General features: G+C 70.9%; 18 protein-coding genes. 7 read left to right on the top strand and 11 right to left on the bottom strand.

All coding sequences use genetic code 11. The features are described 5' to 3' along the window. Positions 1–11: 11 nt before the first annotated feature. On the bottom strand, positions 12–1,040 hold the full coding sequence (locus tag ABT352_RS24700) for a FecCD family ABC transporter permease (protein ID WP_350947275.1): 1,029 nt from the start codon (positions 1,038–1,040) through the stop codon (positions 12–14). Then, positions 1,037–2,056: a FecCD family ABC transporter permease gene (locus tag ABT352_RS24695; RefSeq protein ID WP_350947274.1), complete on the bottom strand. Its 1,020-nt coding sequence runs from the start codon at positions 2,054–2,056 to the stop codon at positions 1,037–1,039. The genes ABT352_RS24700 and ABT352_RS24695 overlap by 4 nt, the downstream gene beginning before the upstream one ends. Positions 2,057–2,284: 228 nt before the next feature. Between ABT352_RS24695 and ABT352_RS24690 the strand changes: the two genes are divergently transcribed. Beyond that, positions 2,285–2,926 (top strand): response regulator, encoded by a 642-nt coding sequence (locus ABT352_RS24690; protein WP_350947273.1) that lies wholly within the window; start codon positions 2,285–2,287, stop codon positions 2,924–2,926. Between the two features lie 150 nt (positions 2,927–3,076). Here the strand turns inward: ABT352_RS24690 and ABT352_RS24685 are convergent, their stop codons facing one another. From ABT352_RS24685 to ABT352_RS24665, 5 genes are all read right to left on the bottom strand, one after another. Further along, positions 3,077–3,895 carry a maleylpyruvate isomerase family mycothiol-dependent enzyme gene (locus ABT352_RS24685; RefSeq protein ID WP_350947317.1) on the bottom strand — a complete coding sequence of 273 codons (819 nt, stop codon included), beginning with the start codon at positions 3,893–3,895 and terminating at the stop codon, positions 3,077–3,079. Further along, positions 3,777–4,481 carry a hypothetical protein gene (locus ABT352_RS24680; RefSeq protein WP_350947272.1) on the bottom strand — a complete coding sequence of 235 codons (705 nt, stop codon included), beginning with the start codon at positions 4,479–4,481 and terminating at the stop codon, positions 3,777–3,779. The genes ABT352_RS24685 and ABT352_RS24680 overlap by 119 nt, the downstream gene beginning before the upstream one ends. 496 nt (positions 4,482–4,977) lie before the next feature. Next, the gene (locus ABT352_RS24675; protein ID WP_350947271.1) at positions 4,978–6,381 is read right to left on the bottom strand and encodes a helix-turn-helix domain-containing protein; all 1,404 of its coding nucleotides are present in this window, start codon (positions 6,379–6,381) and stop codon (positions 4,978–4,980) included. A 270-nt stretch (positions 6,382–6,651) separates the two neighbouring features. Beyond that, positions 6,652–7,080 carry a nitroreductase family deazaflavin-dependent oxidoreductase gene (locus ABT352_RS24670; protein WP_350947270.1) on the bottom strand — a complete coding sequence of 143 codons (429 nt, stop codon included), beginning with the start codon at positions 7,078–7,080 and terminating at the stop codon, positions 6,652–6,654. Between the two features lie 147 nt (positions 7,081–7,227). Beyond that, positions 7,228–7,644, bottom strand: coding sequence for a winged helix-turn-helix transcriptional regulator (locus ABT352_RS24665; protein ID WP_350947269.1), 417 nt, complete (start codon positions 7,642–7,644; stop codon positions 7,228–7,230). A gap of 115 nt (positions 7,645–7,759) precedes the next feature. On the opposite strand from ABT352_RS24665, the gene ABT352_RS24660 reads away from it, so the two are divergent. After that, positions 7,760–8,617: an NAD(P)H-binding protein gene (locus tag ABT352_RS24660; protein ID WP_350947268.1), complete on the top strand. Its 858-nt coding sequence runs from the start codon at positions 7,760–7,762 to the stop codon at positions 8,615–8,617. Between the two features lie 93 nt (positions 8,618–8,710). Here ABT352_RS24660 and pdxR read toward each other — a convergent pair whose 3' ends face one another. Beyond that, positions 8,711–10,165, bottom strand: coding sequence for a MocR-like pyridoxine biosynthesis transcription factor PdxR (pdxR, locus tag ABT352_RS24655; protein ID WP_350947267.1), 1,455 nt, complete (start codon positions 10,163–10,165; stop codon positions 8,711–8,713). Positions 10,166–10,211: 46 nt separating this feature from the next. Between pdxR and ABT352_RS24650 the strand changes: the two genes are divergently transcribed. Together ABT352_RS24650 and ABT352_RS24645 are read left to right on the top strand one after the other, a co-directional pair. Further along, positions 10,212–11,633, top strand: coding sequence for an MFS transporter (locus ABT352_RS24650; RefSeq protein WP_350947266.1), 1,422 nt, complete (start codon positions 10,212–10,214; stop codon positions 11,631–11,633). Between the two features lie 66 nt (positions 11,634–11,699). After that, complete coding sequence (locus ABT352_RS24645) at positions 11,700–12,275, top strand: dihydrofolate reductase family protein (protein WP_350947316.1); 576 nt, start codon at positions 11,700–11,702, stop codon at positions 12,273–12,275. Positions 12,276–12,315: 40 nt separating this feature from the next. Here ABT352_RS24645 and ABT352_RS24640 read toward each other — a convergent pair whose 3' ends face one another. The 3 genes from ABT352_RS24640 to ABT352_RS24630 all read right to left on the bottom strand — a co-directional run bounded on the left by ABT352_RS24640 (position 12,316) and on the right by ABT352_RS24630 (position 14,342). Next, complete coding sequence (locus tag ABT352_RS24640) at positions 12,316–13,077, bottom strand: SRPBCC family protein (RefSeq protein ID WP_350947265.1); 762 nt, start codon at positions 13,075–13,077, stop codon at positions 12,316–12,318. A 49-nt stretch (positions 13,078–13,126) separates the two neighbouring features. Then, on the bottom strand, positions 13,127–13,870 hold the full coding sequence (locus ABT352_RS24635; protein WP_350947264.1) for a helix-turn-helix domain-containing protein: 744 nt from the start codon (positions 13,868–13,870) through the stop codon (positions 13,127–13,129). A 115-nt stretch (positions 13,871–13,985) separates the two neighbouring features. Then, positions 13,986–14,342 carry an ArsR/SmtB family transcription factor gene (locus tag ABT352_RS24630; RefSeq protein WP_350947263.1) on the bottom strand — a complete coding sequence of 119 codons (357 nt, stop codon included), beginning with the start codon at positions 14,340–14,342 and terminating at the stop codon, positions 13,986–13,988. A 48-nt stretch (positions 14,343–14,390) separates the two neighbouring features. Between ABT352_RS24630 and ABT352_RS24625 the strand changes: the two genes are divergently transcribed. The 3 genes from ABT352_RS24625 (at position 14,391) to ABT352_RS24615 (ending at position 16,794) form a co-directional block, all read left to right on the top strand. Next, positions 14,391–15,632: a cation diffusion facilitator family transporter gene (locus tag ABT352_RS24625; protein WP_350947262.1), complete on the top strand. Its 1,242-nt coding sequence runs from the start codon at positions 14,391–14,393 to the stop codon at positions 15,630–15,632. Positions 15,633–15,892: 260 nt separating this feature from the next. Beyond that, positions 15,893–16,492 (top strand): hypothetical protein, encoded by a 600-nt coding sequence (locus ABT352_RS24620; protein ID WP_350947261.1) that lies wholly within the window; start codon positions 15,893–15,895, stop codon positions 16,490–16,492. A 74-nt stretch (positions 16,493–16,566) separates the two neighbouring features. Beyond that, positions 16,567–16,794 (top strand): hypothetical protein, encoded by a 228-nt coding sequence (locus ABT352_RS24615; RefSeq protein ID WP_350947260.1) that lies wholly within the window; start codon positions 16,567–16,569, stop codon positions 16,792–16,794. Positions 16,795–16,807: the final 13 nt, after the last annotated feature.

Raw genomic sequence — 16,807 nt, 5'->3', positions numbered from 1 at the left:
CACCCGGCCGCTCACGCCCGCCCTCGCACTCCCTCGGTCGAGAGCAGCCAGACCAGATAGACGCCGCCGAGGATCCCGGTGACCACGCCGACCGGCACCGCGACCGGCAGGTGCAACGTCACCAGGTCGCTGAGCACGAGCAGCGTCGCGCCCATCAGCGCGGCCGGTACGAGCTGCGTACCGGGCTTGCGGGTGAGTCCGCGCGCCAGCTGAGGCGCGGCGAGCGCGACGAACGGGACCGGGCCCACCGCCGCGGTCGCCACCGCCACCAGCCCCACCCCGATCACCACGAGCGCGGCCCGCGTCCGCTGGACGGGCACACCGAGCGCCTGGGCCGCGTCGTCCCCGAGCTCGCCCATGCGCAACCGGCCCCCGAAGGCCAGCGCGGCCGGTACGAGGACGGCCATCGCCAGGGCGAGTGGCCACGCGTGCGGCCAGCCCCTGCCGTTCAGGCTGCCGGTGAGCCAGAACGCCGCCTCGTACGCCTCGCGCAGCTCGGCTCGGGTGACGAGGTAGGCGTTGAACGCCTCGAGCATCGCGGCCGCGGCGACCCCGACCAGGACCAGCCGGTAACCGTGCACCCCACCCCGGTAGGCGACCAGGTAGACGGCGAGCGCGGTCAGCACCGCGCCGAGGACGGAGCCGACCGCGACGGCGAAGGCGCCGCCGCCGATGACCAGGATCTGCAGCAGCGCGCCGGTCGCCGACCCGGTGGTGAACCCGATGATGTCCGGGCTGCCCAGCGGGTTGCGCGTGATGCTCTGGAAGACGGCCCCGCTCAGGCCGAGCGCCGCGCCGGCGAGCAGGCCGGTGAGCGCCCTGGGCAGGCGCAACGTGAGCACGATGAACTCCGTGGCCCGCTCCCCCCGACCGGTCAGCGCCCCCACCACCTCGGCGGCGGAGACGGGGAAGTCACCGCTGCCGACCACCGCCATCGCCGTCCCCAGCGCGAGGGCCACCAGCGCGGCACACACCACGACGACGCGCGGCTCCCATCGCAGGGACATCGCCCCGACGCGCAGGACACGACTCGTGCTCACAGCTGGGGAACCCTTCCGCGACGGACCATCAGGGCCAGGAGGGGGGCGCCGAGGAACGCGGTGACGATGCCCGTCTCCAGTTCGCCGGGCGCCGCGACCACGCGCCCGAGGACGTCGGCGGCGAGCATCAGCACCGGCGCCAGCAGCAGCGAGTACGGCAGCACCCAGCGCTGGTCGGGGCCGACCAGCGCCCTGACCATGAAGGGCACCGCCAGCCCGACGAACGCGATCGGGCCCACCGCTGCCGTGGCGGCACCGCACAGCACCACGATCGCGAGCGCCCCCAGCGCGCGGGTCCTGCCCGGCCTGGCACCCAGTGCGCGCCCGGTGTCCTCCCCCAGGGCGAGGGCGTTGAGCGGGCGCGCCAGGAGAAGCGCCAGCACCGTTCCCGCCAGCAGGAACGGGCCGATCCGCACGAAGAGAGCGAGGTCACGCCCGGACAGCGAGCCCACCTGCCAGAAGCGGAAGCCGTTGAAACTGCGCGGGCTGAGCAGCATCATCCCCGCCGTCAGCGAGCTGAACACCGCGTTGATCCCGGCGCCCGCGAGGACGAGCCGCGCGGGTGTGGCGCCGGAACGGCCGCGCGCCCCGATCAGGTAGACGAGCAGCGCGGCTCCGGCGGCCCCGAGGAACGCCGCCCACACGTAGACGAGGACGTCGTCCACCCGGAAGAGACCGATCACCGTCACGACCGCCACCGCCGCGCCGCCGTTGACGCCGAGCAGTCCCGGCTCGGCCAGCGGGTTGCGGGTCAGCGCCTGCATGAGCGCGCCCGCCAGTCCGAGCGCCGCCCCCACGGCGACCCCGAGCAGGGTGCGCGGCAGCCGCAGCTCCTGGATGATCAGCGCGTTCTCCGAGCCGTCCGGGGAGAACACTCCGGCCAATGCCTGGCCCGGCGGGATGTGCTTGGCGCCGATCACGATTCCGGCCAGCACGGCGAGCAGCAGCAGGCCACCCAGCAGGAACAGACCGGTGAGCCGTTTGGCGAGGTACGCGCTCTTCACGGAAGGAGACACGCGATTAAAGTTAGCCTAACCTAACTCAGGTGGCGAGGAAAAGATCCCGCTCCCCGGGGAGCCCGGCCGGTGACCCGCGAGATCGTACGGCGGCGGCGCTGAGGACCCGTTGAGGACCCGTTGAGGACCCGTTGAGGACCCGTTGAGGACCCGTTGAGGACCCGTTGAGGACCCGTTGAGGACCTTGGTCCCTACAGGCGAGGTCGTCGGACGACTACCATCCGAGGCATGATTCGCGTGTTCCTGGTCGACGATCACGAAGTGGTACGGCGGGGCGTGGCCGCGCTGCTGGAGTCCGAGGGCGACATCGAGGTGATCGGCGAGGCGGGGACCGCCGAGTCGGCGGTGGCCCGCATTCCGGCGCTGCGGCCCGACGTCGCCGTCCTGGACGTACGCCTGCCCGACGGCAACGGGGTGGACGTGTGCCGGGAGGTCCGCTCCAGGGTCCCGGATCTGGCCTGTCTGATGCTCACCTCATTCGCCGACGACGACGCCCTGTTCAACGCGGTGATGGCGGGCGCGTCCGGCTACGTGCTCAAGCAGATCCACGGCTCGGACCTGGTGGGCGCCGTGCGTACGGTGGCGGGCGGCCAGTCGCTGCTCGACCCGCAGACGACCTCGGCCATGCTGGCGCGGCTGCGCGAGCAGGCCGCCCGCAAGGACCCACTGGAGGCGCTGACGGACCAGGAGCGGCACATCCTGGAACTCATCGGCGAGGGCCTGACCAACCGGCAGATCGGCGAGCGGATGCACCTCGCCGAGAAGACCGTCAAGAACTACGTCTCCAACATGCTGTCCAAGCTCAGCATGGAGCGCCGCACCCAGGCTGCGGCCCTGTCAGCGCGGCTGAAGTCCCGCCGACAGGATTGACAGGATCTCCGCCCGACGCCGAGGTCACCGGCATCGGGCGGATCGTCACCGCTTCGGTCGTCGCCACCACTCCGGTCGCGCGGGACGCTCCACCCCGGCCGGGTGCCACGCCGTTCGGGTGTCTCGGTGACGAAGGACCCGCCGTGCGGGTTATCGGACGACCGCGAGGAGAGTGGTGGCGGCCGAGGTGAGGCCGAGGTCGCCGCGCGTGTCCGAACGTCGTCGCGCCTCTTCGACGGTGATTCCCCGGCTGGCGAGACGCCAGAGCACATCCTGATCCATTGTGACGTGCGCGACGGGTTCGTCCACCGTGTCGTCGGCGGTCATCTGCCATCGACCGGCCTGTCGTGCGACAAACCAGACACCGCCCGCCGAGCCGGTGACGTCGAATCGCATGACCGTGCCCTCGGGGCGGGTCTCGGCCCGCAGGGTGTGGGGCAGCGCGCGCAGGAACGTGTCGATGACGGGACCCAGCAGATCCGGGTCGTCGGCGCCCTGCCGGGAGACGGCATCGCGTATCTGCTGCTGGTGGACCCAGAACTCCGTGTATTCGCGGGCGATGTCGAGCCAGGTGGGACTGGTCAGATCGGTGGCGGCCCAGGACACGTCCAGATCGGCGGGGGCGTCCAGGTCGCGGACCGACCACAGGGCGTCGAGTTCGGGGCCCAGGTGAGCCAGCAGTTCGATCATCACCTGCGGGCTGCATTGACGAAATGCCCGGACGAACTCCTCGTTGACACGTGCCAGGTAGACGGGCAACGTCTCGTCGTCGGCGAAAACGGCGCCGCGGTACCCGTCCCGACCGCCCGAGAGCCGACGCAGGTAGTCGTTGAGGACGTGTCCGACGACATCATGAACATTCCACCCCGGGCAGACCGTCGGCCGCTCCCAGTCCTGCGGATCCAGTGATCCGAGCAGGTCGAGCAGCGCGCGACGTTCGCGTGGGAAGAGAGGCCGGGTGTCGACCACGGGACCGAAGATCATCATGCCGTGACAGTAGACCGCCTCGGCACGACACCTGGCCACAGGTTTTCGTGCCGAGGGCTTCGAGCAGGTTCTCGGCCTCGTCAGGGGCGACCCCGTCGAGCACCGTACCGAGGTGGGCGGCGAGCGCCTCGGTCGCGCTCGCGCCGACGAACACGCCGCCGTCGGTCATGGGGAACGCGATCCCGGCCGTGTTCGCGTCGCCCGGTGCGGCCAGGTAGTCGCTCTCGACCATCCAGGAACGTTCCAACACCTCGTCCCTGCGGCACGTCACCAGCCACCGGTTCGGCACGGCGGGCACCCACGTCTTCCCGTCCTCCTGGACGAGCCGGGTCAGCGCGTCCGGAAGCGGCCAGTGCAGGTGCACTCCCGGCCCGAGCACGAAGTCCCGCCCCTCGAAGGGGTCCGGAAGGATCTCCTCGCTGATGTACGGGGTTCCCGGCCGGACGTCCCGTTTCGTCATGGGATCGACATACGGCAACCGGGTGAAATCCACCGGCTCGACGACTCCGACCTCGTCCTTCGAATAGAGCGCCGCCAGACGCACCGGAACCACGAGCACATCAGCCATTAGCCCCTCTCGCCCCACCATCAGACCGACCGCACACAATAACGATATGTGCGACATTCCAGGAAGGCCGAATTTCGGGGCTGCAACACGGAGGGAATTTATCCGCAATTACCGAGAAGCCTCATTCACCTATCCAACCCTGAGGACCTGAGCCCGCGACACGTCTCGCCACCACCCCTGAGCTGCATTGATAATTCAGTGTCACCGATTTTTACGGATCCGCCATTCGCCGATCCGCCCTCTACTCATTCATCCACTACAAAAGGAACGAAAGACCGACTCAGCCTTTATTGCCACTTTTTCCGCACGGCGTTACGCATCGCCCCGCGGTTCACCTTCGACCCCGCCGCCCAGGGCATGACAAAGCCCTCACACCCCATTTCGCGAACGCGCCGGAAATCCCGGCGAACGAGGCGCACCCGCCCATGCGTCATCGACGCGCGCCCACCCCAAAGAGGCCGGAGGGGCACGGCGTCAATGCGTCAGGGCGAAAACGTCACCCGGCTCTCGACTCGTGCGACACCCCGAGGTGCGCGGGGATCGCCGGACTCGCCGGGATCGCCACCTCACGCCACTTCGAACCGGACGGTGCTTCCGTGCGTGGACCGATCCCCACCGTTTCGAGCGCCCTGCGATAGGCGTTCATCTGCTCCTCGGCCGCCCCGGCCCGGCCCCAGAGGTCACCGATCTCACGCCAGAGCCTGGCCGACTCCCGGTCGACGACGGGAGCCCCGGAGGTGCCCGGATCGGTGAGCAGCTCCTGCGCCTTCACCAGTGCCGGGCCCCCGTTTTTGGAGCGTGCCAGAGCCAGTTCGGCCAAAACCACGTGTGCCATCGCCGGCACCGTCCCCCGCACGTCGGCGAGCAGGCCGAGAGCCTGCTCGGCCAGACCGGTGGCGGCCTCCACGTCCCCGGAGCGCAGCCGCACGCGGGAGAGCACGACCAGGCCACGGGCGTGCTCGATCGTCCCGGGCGACAGGCGCGAGAGAATCTCGACCGCCGAGGCGGCGAACTCACCCGCCCGGTCGAGGTCGGCGTCCTCGGGACGCACGGTGGCGATCCATGCCCAGCGCATCGCGCTCTGGACGTGGCGGATGGCCATCCGCGCGGGCCGGCCCGCGGCGACGGCCTCCGCCGCGAGCCGCGCGGCGAGCGACGAGTCCTCCTCCTCCGCCGCGGCCGTACTGGCCCGCCACAGGCTGAGAACCTCCGAGTCGCGGTCAACGGCGTCGGGCAGCGGGGAGATCGCCAGCACGCGCTCGACGTACGCGAAGTCGATCTCGGTCTCGGCGAGCACCGCGGCGAGGTCGAGGGCGAGCTCGCCCCGGTCGAGCCCGAACCGCTCGGCCTGGGCAAGGGCCTCCAGCCCGAGATCCCGGGCACGCATCGTGTCACCGGCACGGTGGTAGCAGCGGCAGAGCGCCACGGCGACGGGAAGGACGGCGAGACGCTCGGGATGCGTCACGGCCTCGTGGCGAAGCCGCTCGTAGACCTCGACCGCCCCCGCCGTGTCCCCCTGGGCCTCCAGCGCGCGAGCATGACCGAAACGCGCCTGCGCCGCGAGCACGGCGCTGTCGTCACTCGCCGCCTTGGCCGTGTCGGCGAAGAGCTCGGCCGCGGCGGCCGGGTCCCCGTGACACAGTTCGAGTTCGGCCTGACGCAGGGCGAGCCCGGTGTCGACGCGCTGGTGCGGCTCGATCCCGTGGAGGAGGAACTCCATGCCGCAGCCGAGCCGGTCGGCGAGCAGGCGCGTGACGACCGGTGTGGGGGTCCGTTTTCCTGACTCGATGAGCGAAACATAACTGTCAGACAGGTCTGGCCCGGCCAACTGCGCCTGGGACATGTGCCTGCTCAACCGCAATCCGCGGATGCGGTCACCGATGGTTGCTTGACCGGCCATCACCAGAGCCGTTCCGTCGGCGGCACGATAAGATCCACGCCCCACTCCTTACGCACGGTTTACTCTCAATTACAGTAGATCGTACTGCTCTTCCTGGCTAGCGGAGCCGTAGCAACTGACCGTTTCACACAGGTTTCGCAGCGAGTGTCACCGGGGCGAGCGGCACGCTCGCTCGCCCCGTTGCCGGCTCGGTCGAGATCGCACACCGCGCACTCCACGTGACAAACACCCCGACGAGGCCGCCCGGCGGTGCGCACACCGGATCAAGCCTCAGGCACGGGTGAGAATCACCACCGGGATGTCGCGAGCCGTCTTGCGCCGGTAGTCGGCGTACTCGCCGTGGATTCCCACCATCTGCTCCCACAGGGCGGCCTTCTCCCGCGCGGTCGCGGTCCGCGCGACGGCGGTGAACACCTCGGCCTGCACCTGCACCTCGACCTGCGGCAGAGCCACCACGTTGTGGTACCACAGCGGGTGCTCGTCGGCCCCGCCGTTGGAGGCGACGACCACGTAGGCGTCGCCGTCGCGACCGTAGATGAGCGGGGTGCGCCGCTTCAGCCCAGACCTGCGCCCGACGGTGGTGAGCAGCAGGGTGGGCCTGCCGTAGTAGAGGTGCCCCTCCGCGCCGTTCGACTCGACATAGGTGCGAAGGTGCGCGGAGACCCAGTCGGTGGGGGAATCAATGATCTTGTCGCTCATGCCGGACACGCTATCGGCCCTCGGCGACATTTCTTGATCCACGCTTCCGGCCGCGCACCGATCCGGCCTCGCCCTCCTCGCCGCCTCGTTCCGCGATGAGGGTCGCCGGTCGCCGGACCGACGCGTACGACGCGACGGATGGCCCGCCTACGTCGTCCGGTGATCGCCTCTGGCCTGGTCGTGACGCGCACGGGCCTCCATCACCGCGGGCATCTCACCCTCCAGCCATTCGATGAGGTCGAGCAGGCGCGTGGCCGCCTGGGCACCGAGCGGCGTGAGACTGTACTCGACCTTCGGGGGGATGGTCGGCTCGGCCTCGCGGTGGACCAGGCCGTCGCGCTCCAGTGCCTGCAGGGTCTGGGCGAGCATCTTCTCGCTCACTCCGTCGACCCGGCGGCGCAGGGCGTTGAAGCGATAGGTCCCCTCGTGGAGCGCGACCATGACCAGGACGCCCCAGCGGCCGGTGATGTGCTCCATCGTCTCGCGCGAGACGCATCCGCGCATGAAGACGTCGAAGGTGAGCTGACTGAACTCGTCCTGCGGGATCGCGACCCGGTCGTCCATCCTTCCACCCTACTTTCTCGCCACACCACCCCAAAGAGAGTACTAACTTTTAGTTGGCGCTATCTATTAGTTAGTACTAACCTGACGGCGAACCCTTCGAGCGAGGAGAAGTGAAATGATCGTTGTCACCGGTGCCACCGGTCGGCTCGGCCGCCTGGTGGTGGACGGACTGCTGGAGAGCGTGCCCGCCGACCATGTCGTGGCCGCCGTGCGGAATCCCGGCAAGGCGGCCGATCTGGCCGCGCGCGGCGTCAAGATCAAGGAGGCCGACTACGAGCGGCCGGAGACGCTCAAGGGAGTCTTCGCGCCCGGCGACACGGTCCTGTTCATCTCCGGCGACGCCGTCGGACGGCGACTCGGACAACACCGCGCCGTGGTGGACGCCGCCAGAGCGGCCGAGGTCGCCCGCATCGTCTACACCAGCGTGCTGCACGCCGACACCACGCCCCTCGCACTGGCCGCCGACCACCGAGGCACCGAGGAACACATCCGCGCCTCCGGGATCCCGTTCACCTTCCTGCGCAACGGCTTCTACACCGAGGTCTACGCGGCGTCCGTCCTTCAGGGCGTCGAGCACGGTGTGATCTTCGGCGCCGCCGGTGAGGGCCGCGTCGCCGGCGCGGCCCGAGCCGACTTCGCGGCCGCGGCCGTCGCCGTGCTCACCCGCGAGGAGGACGGCGACAAGATCTACGAACTCTCCGGCGACACCGCGTGGAGCCTGCCCGAACTGGCCGCCGAGGTGTCGGCGGCCACCGGCAGGCCGGTCGTCTACCAGGACCTGCCGCACGCCGACTACCGCCAGGCGCTGATCGACGCGGGCCTGCCCGAGCCGGCGGCGACCATGTACGCCGACATCGACCTCGACATCGTCCGCGGAGCCCTCTCCCCCACCCCGGGCGAGCTCAGCGCCCTCATCGGCCGCCCCACCACACCGCTGCGCGAGTCGGTGGCCGCGATCCTCAAGGAGGCGTGAGCCCTCGCGACGAAGCCGCCGTTCCGACGTGGGCGGTGGGTCCTGCGAGAAGACGGCACCGGCACCGTTGAGCCATCGGGGCCTTCCGGAGGCTCAACAGCCCCGCAGCAGGTCCGCGACGGTGGCGATGCCGTCGGAGACTGCGTCCGAGGTCAGGTTGCCGAATCCGAGGACGAGCCGCGCGGGAGACGGCCGCCCTTCCGGGGGGCCGAGGAGATAACCACTCATCCCGTACAACCCAACGGACCGGCGGCGGGCGGCCTCGACCACGGCACGCTCGTCCGCGCCCGGCGGCAACTGGGCGACCGCGTGGAAACCGGCGGCCAGCCCGCGCAGCTCGACCTCGGGCGCGTGCCGACCCAGCGCCTCGACGAGGGCCGCGCGCCGGGCGGCGTAACGTGGCCGCATATGGCGCAGGTGGCGGTCGTATTGACCTGAGCTCAACAGATCGGCGAGCGCGAGCTGGTCGAAGGCCGGCGAGCCCCGGTCGGCGAACCGCTTCTGGTCCGCGACGTCGGCGGACAGGCGAGGCGGGCAGAGGATCCATCCGAGACGCAGAGCCGGGGCGAGCGACTTGCTCACCGAACCGATGAGCGCCACCCGGTCGGGGGCGAGCCCCTGCAGGGCACCGACCGGTTCGCGGTCATAGCGGAACTCGGCGTCGTAGTCGTCCTCGACGATCGTCGCGCCGCGGGCGACGGCCCAGGCGATCAGCGCCTGCCTCCGGTCGGGAGCCAGTACGACACCGGTGGGCGACTGATGTGCGGGGGTGAGGAGCACGGCGCGCGCACCGGAGGTCGCGAGCGCGCCGACGTCGATACCGCGCTCGTCGACGGGCACCGCGACGAGGTCGAAACCCAGCGCCATGGCGACGGCGCGGCAGTCGGGGTCACCGGGATCCTCCACGGCCACGACGCGCACCCCCTCCCCCGCCAACACCCGCAGAACGAGTTGCAGTCCCTGCGCGTACCCCGCGCACACGACGGTGTGGGACGGGTCGGCGGCCGCGGCGCGGACCCGCCGCAGGTAGGCGGCGAGCACATCGCGCAGCACCGGGTCACCGTAGGGATCGCCGTAACCGAGCAGGTCACCGGGCGCATCGCGGCAGGCGCGCCGCAGGGCCCGGCTCCACCGCTCGCGGGGGAAGCTCGACAGGTCGGGCACACCGGGCCGGAAGTCGATCCGAACGGGCCCGGTGAACGCGGTGGACTCGGGCGGCAAGGAGAGGGAGGACGGCGCGGCGGGCACGGGCTGTGGCTCGGCCACCGGCGGGCGGGCCTCGGCCGCCACGCGGGTGGCCGAGCCGCCACGCGTGACGAGGTAGCCCTCGGCCTGTAGCTGCGCGTAGCACTCGGTCACCAGGCCTCGGGAGACGCCGAGGTCGCGGGCCAGGACGCGTGAGGAGGGGAGCCGCTCCCCCGCTGCCAGCCGGCCGGCGCGGATGCTCTCGCGCAGCGCGCGTTCGAGCTGCACACGCAGTGGTTCCGGCCGGTTCCTGTCGACACGCAACAGGAGTTCGGGTCCCGAACCGGTCCACTCGATCGACATGAAAGCGGACCTTACCGCTGAGCCGGTTCCGCTCTAGGGTCGGCCCATGGATCACCAGAAGGGCGCCTCCGCGGAGACTCCCGGCGGCATGGGGCCCGCGGGGAGCGACGCGGAGACCCGGAGGAGCGGCAGGGATCTCCAGAGGGTCTGCGAGGAGACATCGAAGGACGCGGGAAAGAGGCCGCGGGACGGCACCGGCATCCTGAACCGCCCGATGGTCCTGTTGCTGACCGCCTCGCTCGGTGCCCTCGGCGGCTTCTACCTGCTGGCGCCCGTCGTCCCCCTGTACGCGGCCACATCCGGCGCGGGCGGTGTGGGAGCGGGCCTGTCGACCGGTGCCATGATGCTGGGGACCGTGCTGACGGAGTTCGCGGTGCCCGCGCTGCTGCGTGCGCACGGCTACCGGACGGTCATGGGACTGGGCCTGTTCCTGCTCGGAGCACCCGCCCTCCTGTTGCCCGCGTCGGCGTCGATGCCCTCGCTGCTGGGGATCTGCCTGGCACGGGGTGCCGGGCTCGGGCTCGTGGTGGTGGCCGGTGCGGCCCTGATCGCCGAACTGGTTCCCGCCGATCGGCGCGGCGAGGGACTGGGACTGTACGGGGTGGCCGTCGGGGTCCCCTCCATCGCCTGCCTGCCGCTGGGACTCTGGCTGAGCGAGCACGTCGGCTACGGGCCCGTCTTCGCCGCAGGGGCGGCGCTGTCACTGCTCGCGCTGGCCGCCGTTCCCGGCCTGCCCTCCCGGCGAGCGCGGCCCCAGCGGCACGAGGAGGGGCACGAGGGCAACGGCCGAACTCGGCGCGGGCCCGCCGTCCTCCGCGACGGCGGGATCGCCAGGCCCGCGCTCGTCTTCGCCCTGGTGACACCGGCGGCCGGTGTCCTGCTCACCTTCCTCCCGCTGGCCGCACCGGGGCGGTCACGCGATCTGGTCGCGGTGGCCCTGCTCGTGCAGTCCTGTGCCACGCCGTTCGCGCGCTGGGCGGCGGGCCGGTACGGCGACCGCCACGGTTCCGCCCGCCTGCTGGCCCCCGCCGTCCTGGCCGCCGCTCTCGGCACGGCCGGACTCTTCTGGGTGGACAACCCTGTCGCGATGATCGTCGGCATGGGGCTCTTCGGGGCGGGATACGGCATGGCCCAGAACGCGACCCTGGCGCTGATGTTCGAGCGTGCCCCCGAATCCGCCTACGGCCAGGTGAGCGCGACCTGGAACCTCGCCTACGACGCCGGGCTCGGCGTCGGCGCGGTCGGGTTCGGGTTTTTGGCAGGACCGGTGGGCTACCCTGCGGGATTCGCCGTCACCGCCGCCGTGCTGCTCACCGCACTCGCACCCGCCCTGTACGACCGGGCGAGGCACATCCCGGTGAGAAAACACGAGACACGACGGCATGACCCGCGTCAGGAGAGCGATGACCTCCCGCCCGCCACGGGAGACACGCGTCCATCGGCGAGGGTTTCAACACCCGAGCCCTGACGACCAAGGCGTGACAACGGGGCCCGGCGACACGGGTTCCGGCGACAAAGGGGAAATCTCGTGGGAATGGTTCTGCTGAACATCACGATGTCGATCGACGGCTTCGTCGCCGGCCCCGACGTCAGCGTCGAGCGCCCCATGGGTGAGTGCGGCGAACGGCTCCACGAATGGCTGTTCAACGACGACGCCGACCGGGAGGTGGACGCCGGGGTGCATCGGGACCTGTCCGCCTCGACGGGTGCGGTGGTGTTGGGCAGGCGGACCTTCGACGTGGGCGTGGGCCTGTGGAAGGACACACCGTTCCCCGCGCCGTCCTTCGTGCTCACCCACGAGGATCGGGAGGAGCTGCCCATGACGAGCGGGACCTTCACCTTCGTCTCCGACGGCCTCGAGAGCGCGATCCGGCGGGCTCGAGAGGCGGCGAGGGAGAAGAACGTCCTCGTGATGGGCGGGGCGGACATCGCCGGACAGCTCGTGAGAGCCGGACTCGTGGACGAGATCCAGCTCCAGCTCGCACCGGTGCTGCTCGGGACGGGCGTCCGGCTCTTCGACCGTCCGGCAGGTGACCACGTCGAACTGGAGAGGACCTTCGTGGCCGGGTCGGCACGCGTCACACATCTGCGGTTCCGCGTGCTGAGATGAAGGAGGGCGCCGCTGGAACCTTCCGTCCATCAGGACTCCGTTACACGTCAGGCTCCTGCTTCGCGTCGGCGGGAGCCTCACCGTCGTTCGCGGGCACCTCGGGGAAGTTCCGTCCCCACCACGCGTTCCAGCGGGATTCGAGATCGGCGAACGCGCCGTCGTCGAGGCCGTACGTGGTGAGCACCATCATGGCGGCGCCGCCCGGATTGGCGGGCGAGGGCGGGTTCTGCGCGGCGACCAGCAGGCCGTCGCCCCAGCCGTCGACGGTGAGACCGAGCTGGTTGGCCGAACGGAACCGGACCTGACCGCGCAACGTCTCCCCGGCGGGGGCCCGCAACTCGTACGGGCTCGCCGGAGGCAGCCCGGCGACCGCGGCGAGGCCGGTGGCCTCCAGCACCGGTGTGGTCGCCGCACCGGAGAGGAAGACCGTGCGCCGGTCGGCGTCCGGGTGCCGTTCCAGGGCGAACGCGAGCTGGTGGACGAAGGTGATCCAGCCCTCACTGATGTCGTCGTAGTAGTCGTCCCATTCGGGGTTGTCACCTCGCGGAGCGCGGGTCATCCGCAGGTGCGTACGGCCGCCGAGGTCGGCCAGTTCGAACAGGTCGCCGCCCTGGACCTCCATGCGGCGCTCGGCGGCCGACTCCACGACGTTCTGGTGGTAGATGACCTCGATCTCCTCGTCGAGACCCTCGAAGTGCCAGCCGTGCCAGCGTCGGATCAGCTTGGGGTCGCGCAGCGCGTTCCACACGTCGTCGACGGGTGCGGCGATGGTGACCTCAAGGGAGAACGGCTCGTCTGTCATGGGATGTCTCCAACGTGGGAACCCCGGGCCATGGGCCGGGGAGGGGATGTCAGCTGCCGGTTTCCGGCGCCTCGGGGACCGAAGGCCCGTCTCTTTCCGGCGTGTCCGAGGTGTCGTGCCCGCCGGTTTCCCGCGGGCCGGGCGCCGGATGTCCACCGGCGACGAGACGGTAGGGTCGCCCGCCGGGAGTGTCGAAGCGTGCCGCCACCTGTGAGAGAGCGTCGGCGAGCGCGTCGGTGAAGTCGTGCACGTCGCCGGGCTCGGCGAAGCGCACCCGCGCCTCAAGGGTGAACGTCAGCAGCCGGACGCCCTTCCGGTCGGCGGCGGCGGCCATACGGGTGACGTCGCGCACGGTGTCGGCGGCCACCTCGACGAGATGCTCGGCGGCGTACTGGTCGGCGACCCGGCAGAACCCCTCGGCCACCTCGGCGCCCCCGTCGTCACCCCCCTCACCGCCGCCGGTTCCGTCCGCCTTACCGGCTTCGTCGGCTCCATCGGCTCCGTTTGGTGAGGTGAGCACGCCGGGATCGACGAGGAAGGCGTTCGCGGTGACCCTCATGACGCGCTCGACGAAACCGCGCCGTGGGCGCTCTTCCACCAACTCGATCAGCCCGGCCTCCTCCAGCACCCTGAGGTGGTATCCGACCCGCTGGCGCGGCAGCTCAAGCTCGGTCGCGAGCTGGACCGCGGAGGCGGGCTCGCGCAGGCGGGCGAGAAGCCGCCGGCGGATCGGGGTGAGCGCCACGCGCAGCCGGTCGGGCTCGTCCATGAGTGTCATCTCGGTCGGCGTCACGCCCCCATGGAACCACTAGACAAATTAATCTGTCAATTGGCGGATCGGCCGGCCGCCACCACGAGGAGTCGCGATCACATCGGTGGCCGGCCCGGTCGTCGCCGCCCGGTGCGCGTCAGTCGTGGCGCGGGATGCCGGAGACCTCGTGATCAGCGTGGAAAAGAGCCTCACCGATGAGCGCGCGGACATGGGCGTCGCGGGCCCGATAGAGCACGCGGCGGCCGTCCCTGCGGGTGCGCACCAGTCCCGCGAGGCGGAGTTTCGCCAGGTGCTGGGAGACCGAGGGGCGCGCGACCCCGATCGCCTCCGCGAGCGAGCCGACGTCGTACTCCCCTGACGACAGCAGCCACATCAGGCGCAGCCTGGTGGCGTCACTGAGCATCCGGAACGCCTCGACGGCGGTCTCCACCTGAGCGCCGGTGGGTTGCTCCTGCGACGACTTGTCACCTGATTCATTGTCGCGTGCATACATGACTACATATACTCCGGGAAAAGCGCATCGGCCGCAAACGAGGTAGCCATGTCCGACCAGCAGGACGCCGGTTCTCCGTCCCCCCGCGAGTCCACCGACTCCGGCTCTCCGCACGATCAGCGCCACGAGCCCGCGCACGGACATGGACACGGACATGGACATGGACACGGACACGGACACGGACACGATCAGCGCCACGAGCCCGCGCACGAGCACGGACACGGGCACGGGCACGGGCACGGGCACGGACACGGATCCGTTCATGAACACGGACACGAACGACAGGGCCCCGCCGGTCGCCGGTTCGCAAGGCTGCTCTCACGCGCCGGCCACGCCCTCACCCCGCACAGCCACGACAGCGCGGGCAGGACCGACTCCGCCCTGGAGTCCAGCAGTCGCGGGTTGCGCGTGCTGGCCGTCTCCTTCGCCGTGCTCATGGTGACCGCCGTCCTCCAGGCGGTGGTCGTGGCCTTCTCCGGTTCGGTCGCCCTCCTCGGTGACACACTGCACAACGTCACCGACGCGCTCACCGCGATCCCCCTCGCGATCGCCTTCTTCCTCGGGCGCCGGGCCGCCAGCCGCAGGTTCACCTACGGCTACGGCAGAGCCGAGGACCTGGCCGGGATCGTCATCGTCCTGATCATCGCCGCCTCCGCCGCGCTCGCCGGGTACGAGGCAGCGCGGCGCCTGGCGGATCCCCAGGAGGTGCGGGCGCTCGGCTGGGTCGCCGCGGCGGCGGTGATCGGCTTCGCGGGCAACGAGTGGGTGGCCCGCTACCGGATCAGGGTCGGGCGCCAGATCGGATCGGCCGCGCTCGTCGCCGACGGACTGCACGCCCGCAGCGACGCCCTCACCTCGCTGGCCGTGCTGCTCGGCGCGGGCGGTTCCGCGCTGGGCTACCCGATCGTCGACCCGATCGTCGGCCTGCTGATCACGGTGGCCATCTGCTTCGTCCTCAGGGACGCGGCCCGCGCGATCTACCACCGGCTGATGGACGCGGTCGATCCGGCCCTGGTCGATCACGCGGAGCGGATCCTGGCCGCCACCCGCGGCGTGCGGCGAGTGGGGTCGGTGCGGCTGCGCTGGGTGGGCCACACGCTGCGCGCCGAGGTCGACATCGTGGTCGGTGAGGACCTGTCGCTGCTCCAGGCGCACACCGTGGCGGTGGAAGCCGAGCACCGGCTCATCCATCACCTGCCCCACCTGGGTGCCGCCACCGTGCACGCCGACCCGGACGACGGGGAAGGCGCCGATCACCACGCCGTCCTGGTCGGACACCGACACCGGTAGGCGCTCCGTACGATCGGCCCGCGGTTCCCGAGCCAAGCTCCCTCCCCGCGAAGGTGCGGGCGGGCCCGATGGAGCCTTGCCCGCGCGAGCCCGGCGCGGGAGTGGTCCTCATCGACTTCGGCATCGCGAAGGCGGACGTACCCATGCGAGCCCGGCGCGGGAGATGTAGTCTCACATGATCACCGTCGCGGCCCGTGGACCGGATCGGCCCGGCCGCAAGCCGTGGCGGCTCACCCCCCGATCCAGGAGAAGCGGCTGCGTTGGCCGATCACAGCAGAGGACGCCCCGGCTGGTTGCACGTCGGCCCGCTGGAGGCGCGGTTGACGCGCACCTGGGAGCCTGGCACGTTCCCACCGGCGGAAACGCTCCTCGCGATACTCACACTGGCGGCCGTGCCGCAGGCTCTCGCCACCCGCCTGACCACCCACCTGAGCGGCGGCATCGTGGTGGGTCCCGGGTCGGTGCCCGACCTTCCCGGCTTCGAGTGGCTGCGCGGTGTCGCGCTGCCCCTGCAGGCGGGCCACTGGGAGCGCAGCGCGGGTGTGTACGATCCCCGGCAGCGGCGGATCGGGGTGGGGAGCGCGCCTTCGCCCTCGGTGTCGGTGTGCGGGCACGAGATCGGCCACGCCACCGACCACATGGACCGGCTTCCCTCGCACTCGCCCTTCTGGACCGGCCTGCACGCCCGCACCCGTGACCGTCTTCGGCCGCCCTACCGCGACGACGTCACCGAACTGTTCGCCGAGGCCTTCGCCTGCGTGCTCACCCGCAGGGCCACCCGGCTGCTCCACCTGATCGGCGAGGAGAAGGAGGCCGAGCAGGTGTACCACCGGCTGTCCGGGCAGTACGGCATCGGCTGACCGTGGGCGTGCCACGACCCCCGGAGCTATGCTGAGCGAACAGCGGTCAGGAGAGACGAAGGGAAGGCCACGCGATGAACGTGACCATGCTGCCGGGGGGCACCCTCCGCGTCCCCGCGACGACCACGCTGGACAACGGCACCAAGGTCGACGGCACCCGTGACATCGGCCGCGACGACCCCGAATACCCCGACTGGCTGCCCCTCGCTCAGGACGAGGACGAGCAGCGCCGCCGCGACGTCGAGGAGCGCGACTCCGACCGTGAGATCCTGACCCGCTGGCGCACTCGCCGGAGCGCGTGATCCCACCCATCGC

The organism is Streptosporangium sp. NPDC000563 (assembly GCF_040299985.1).
Lineage (GTDB): Bacteria > Actinomycetota > Actinomycetes > Streptosporangiales > Streptosporangiaceae > Streptosporangium.
The sequence above is the reverse complement of the archived record's forward strand: the minus strand, read 5'-3'. Positions and strand labels throughout refer to the sequence as shown.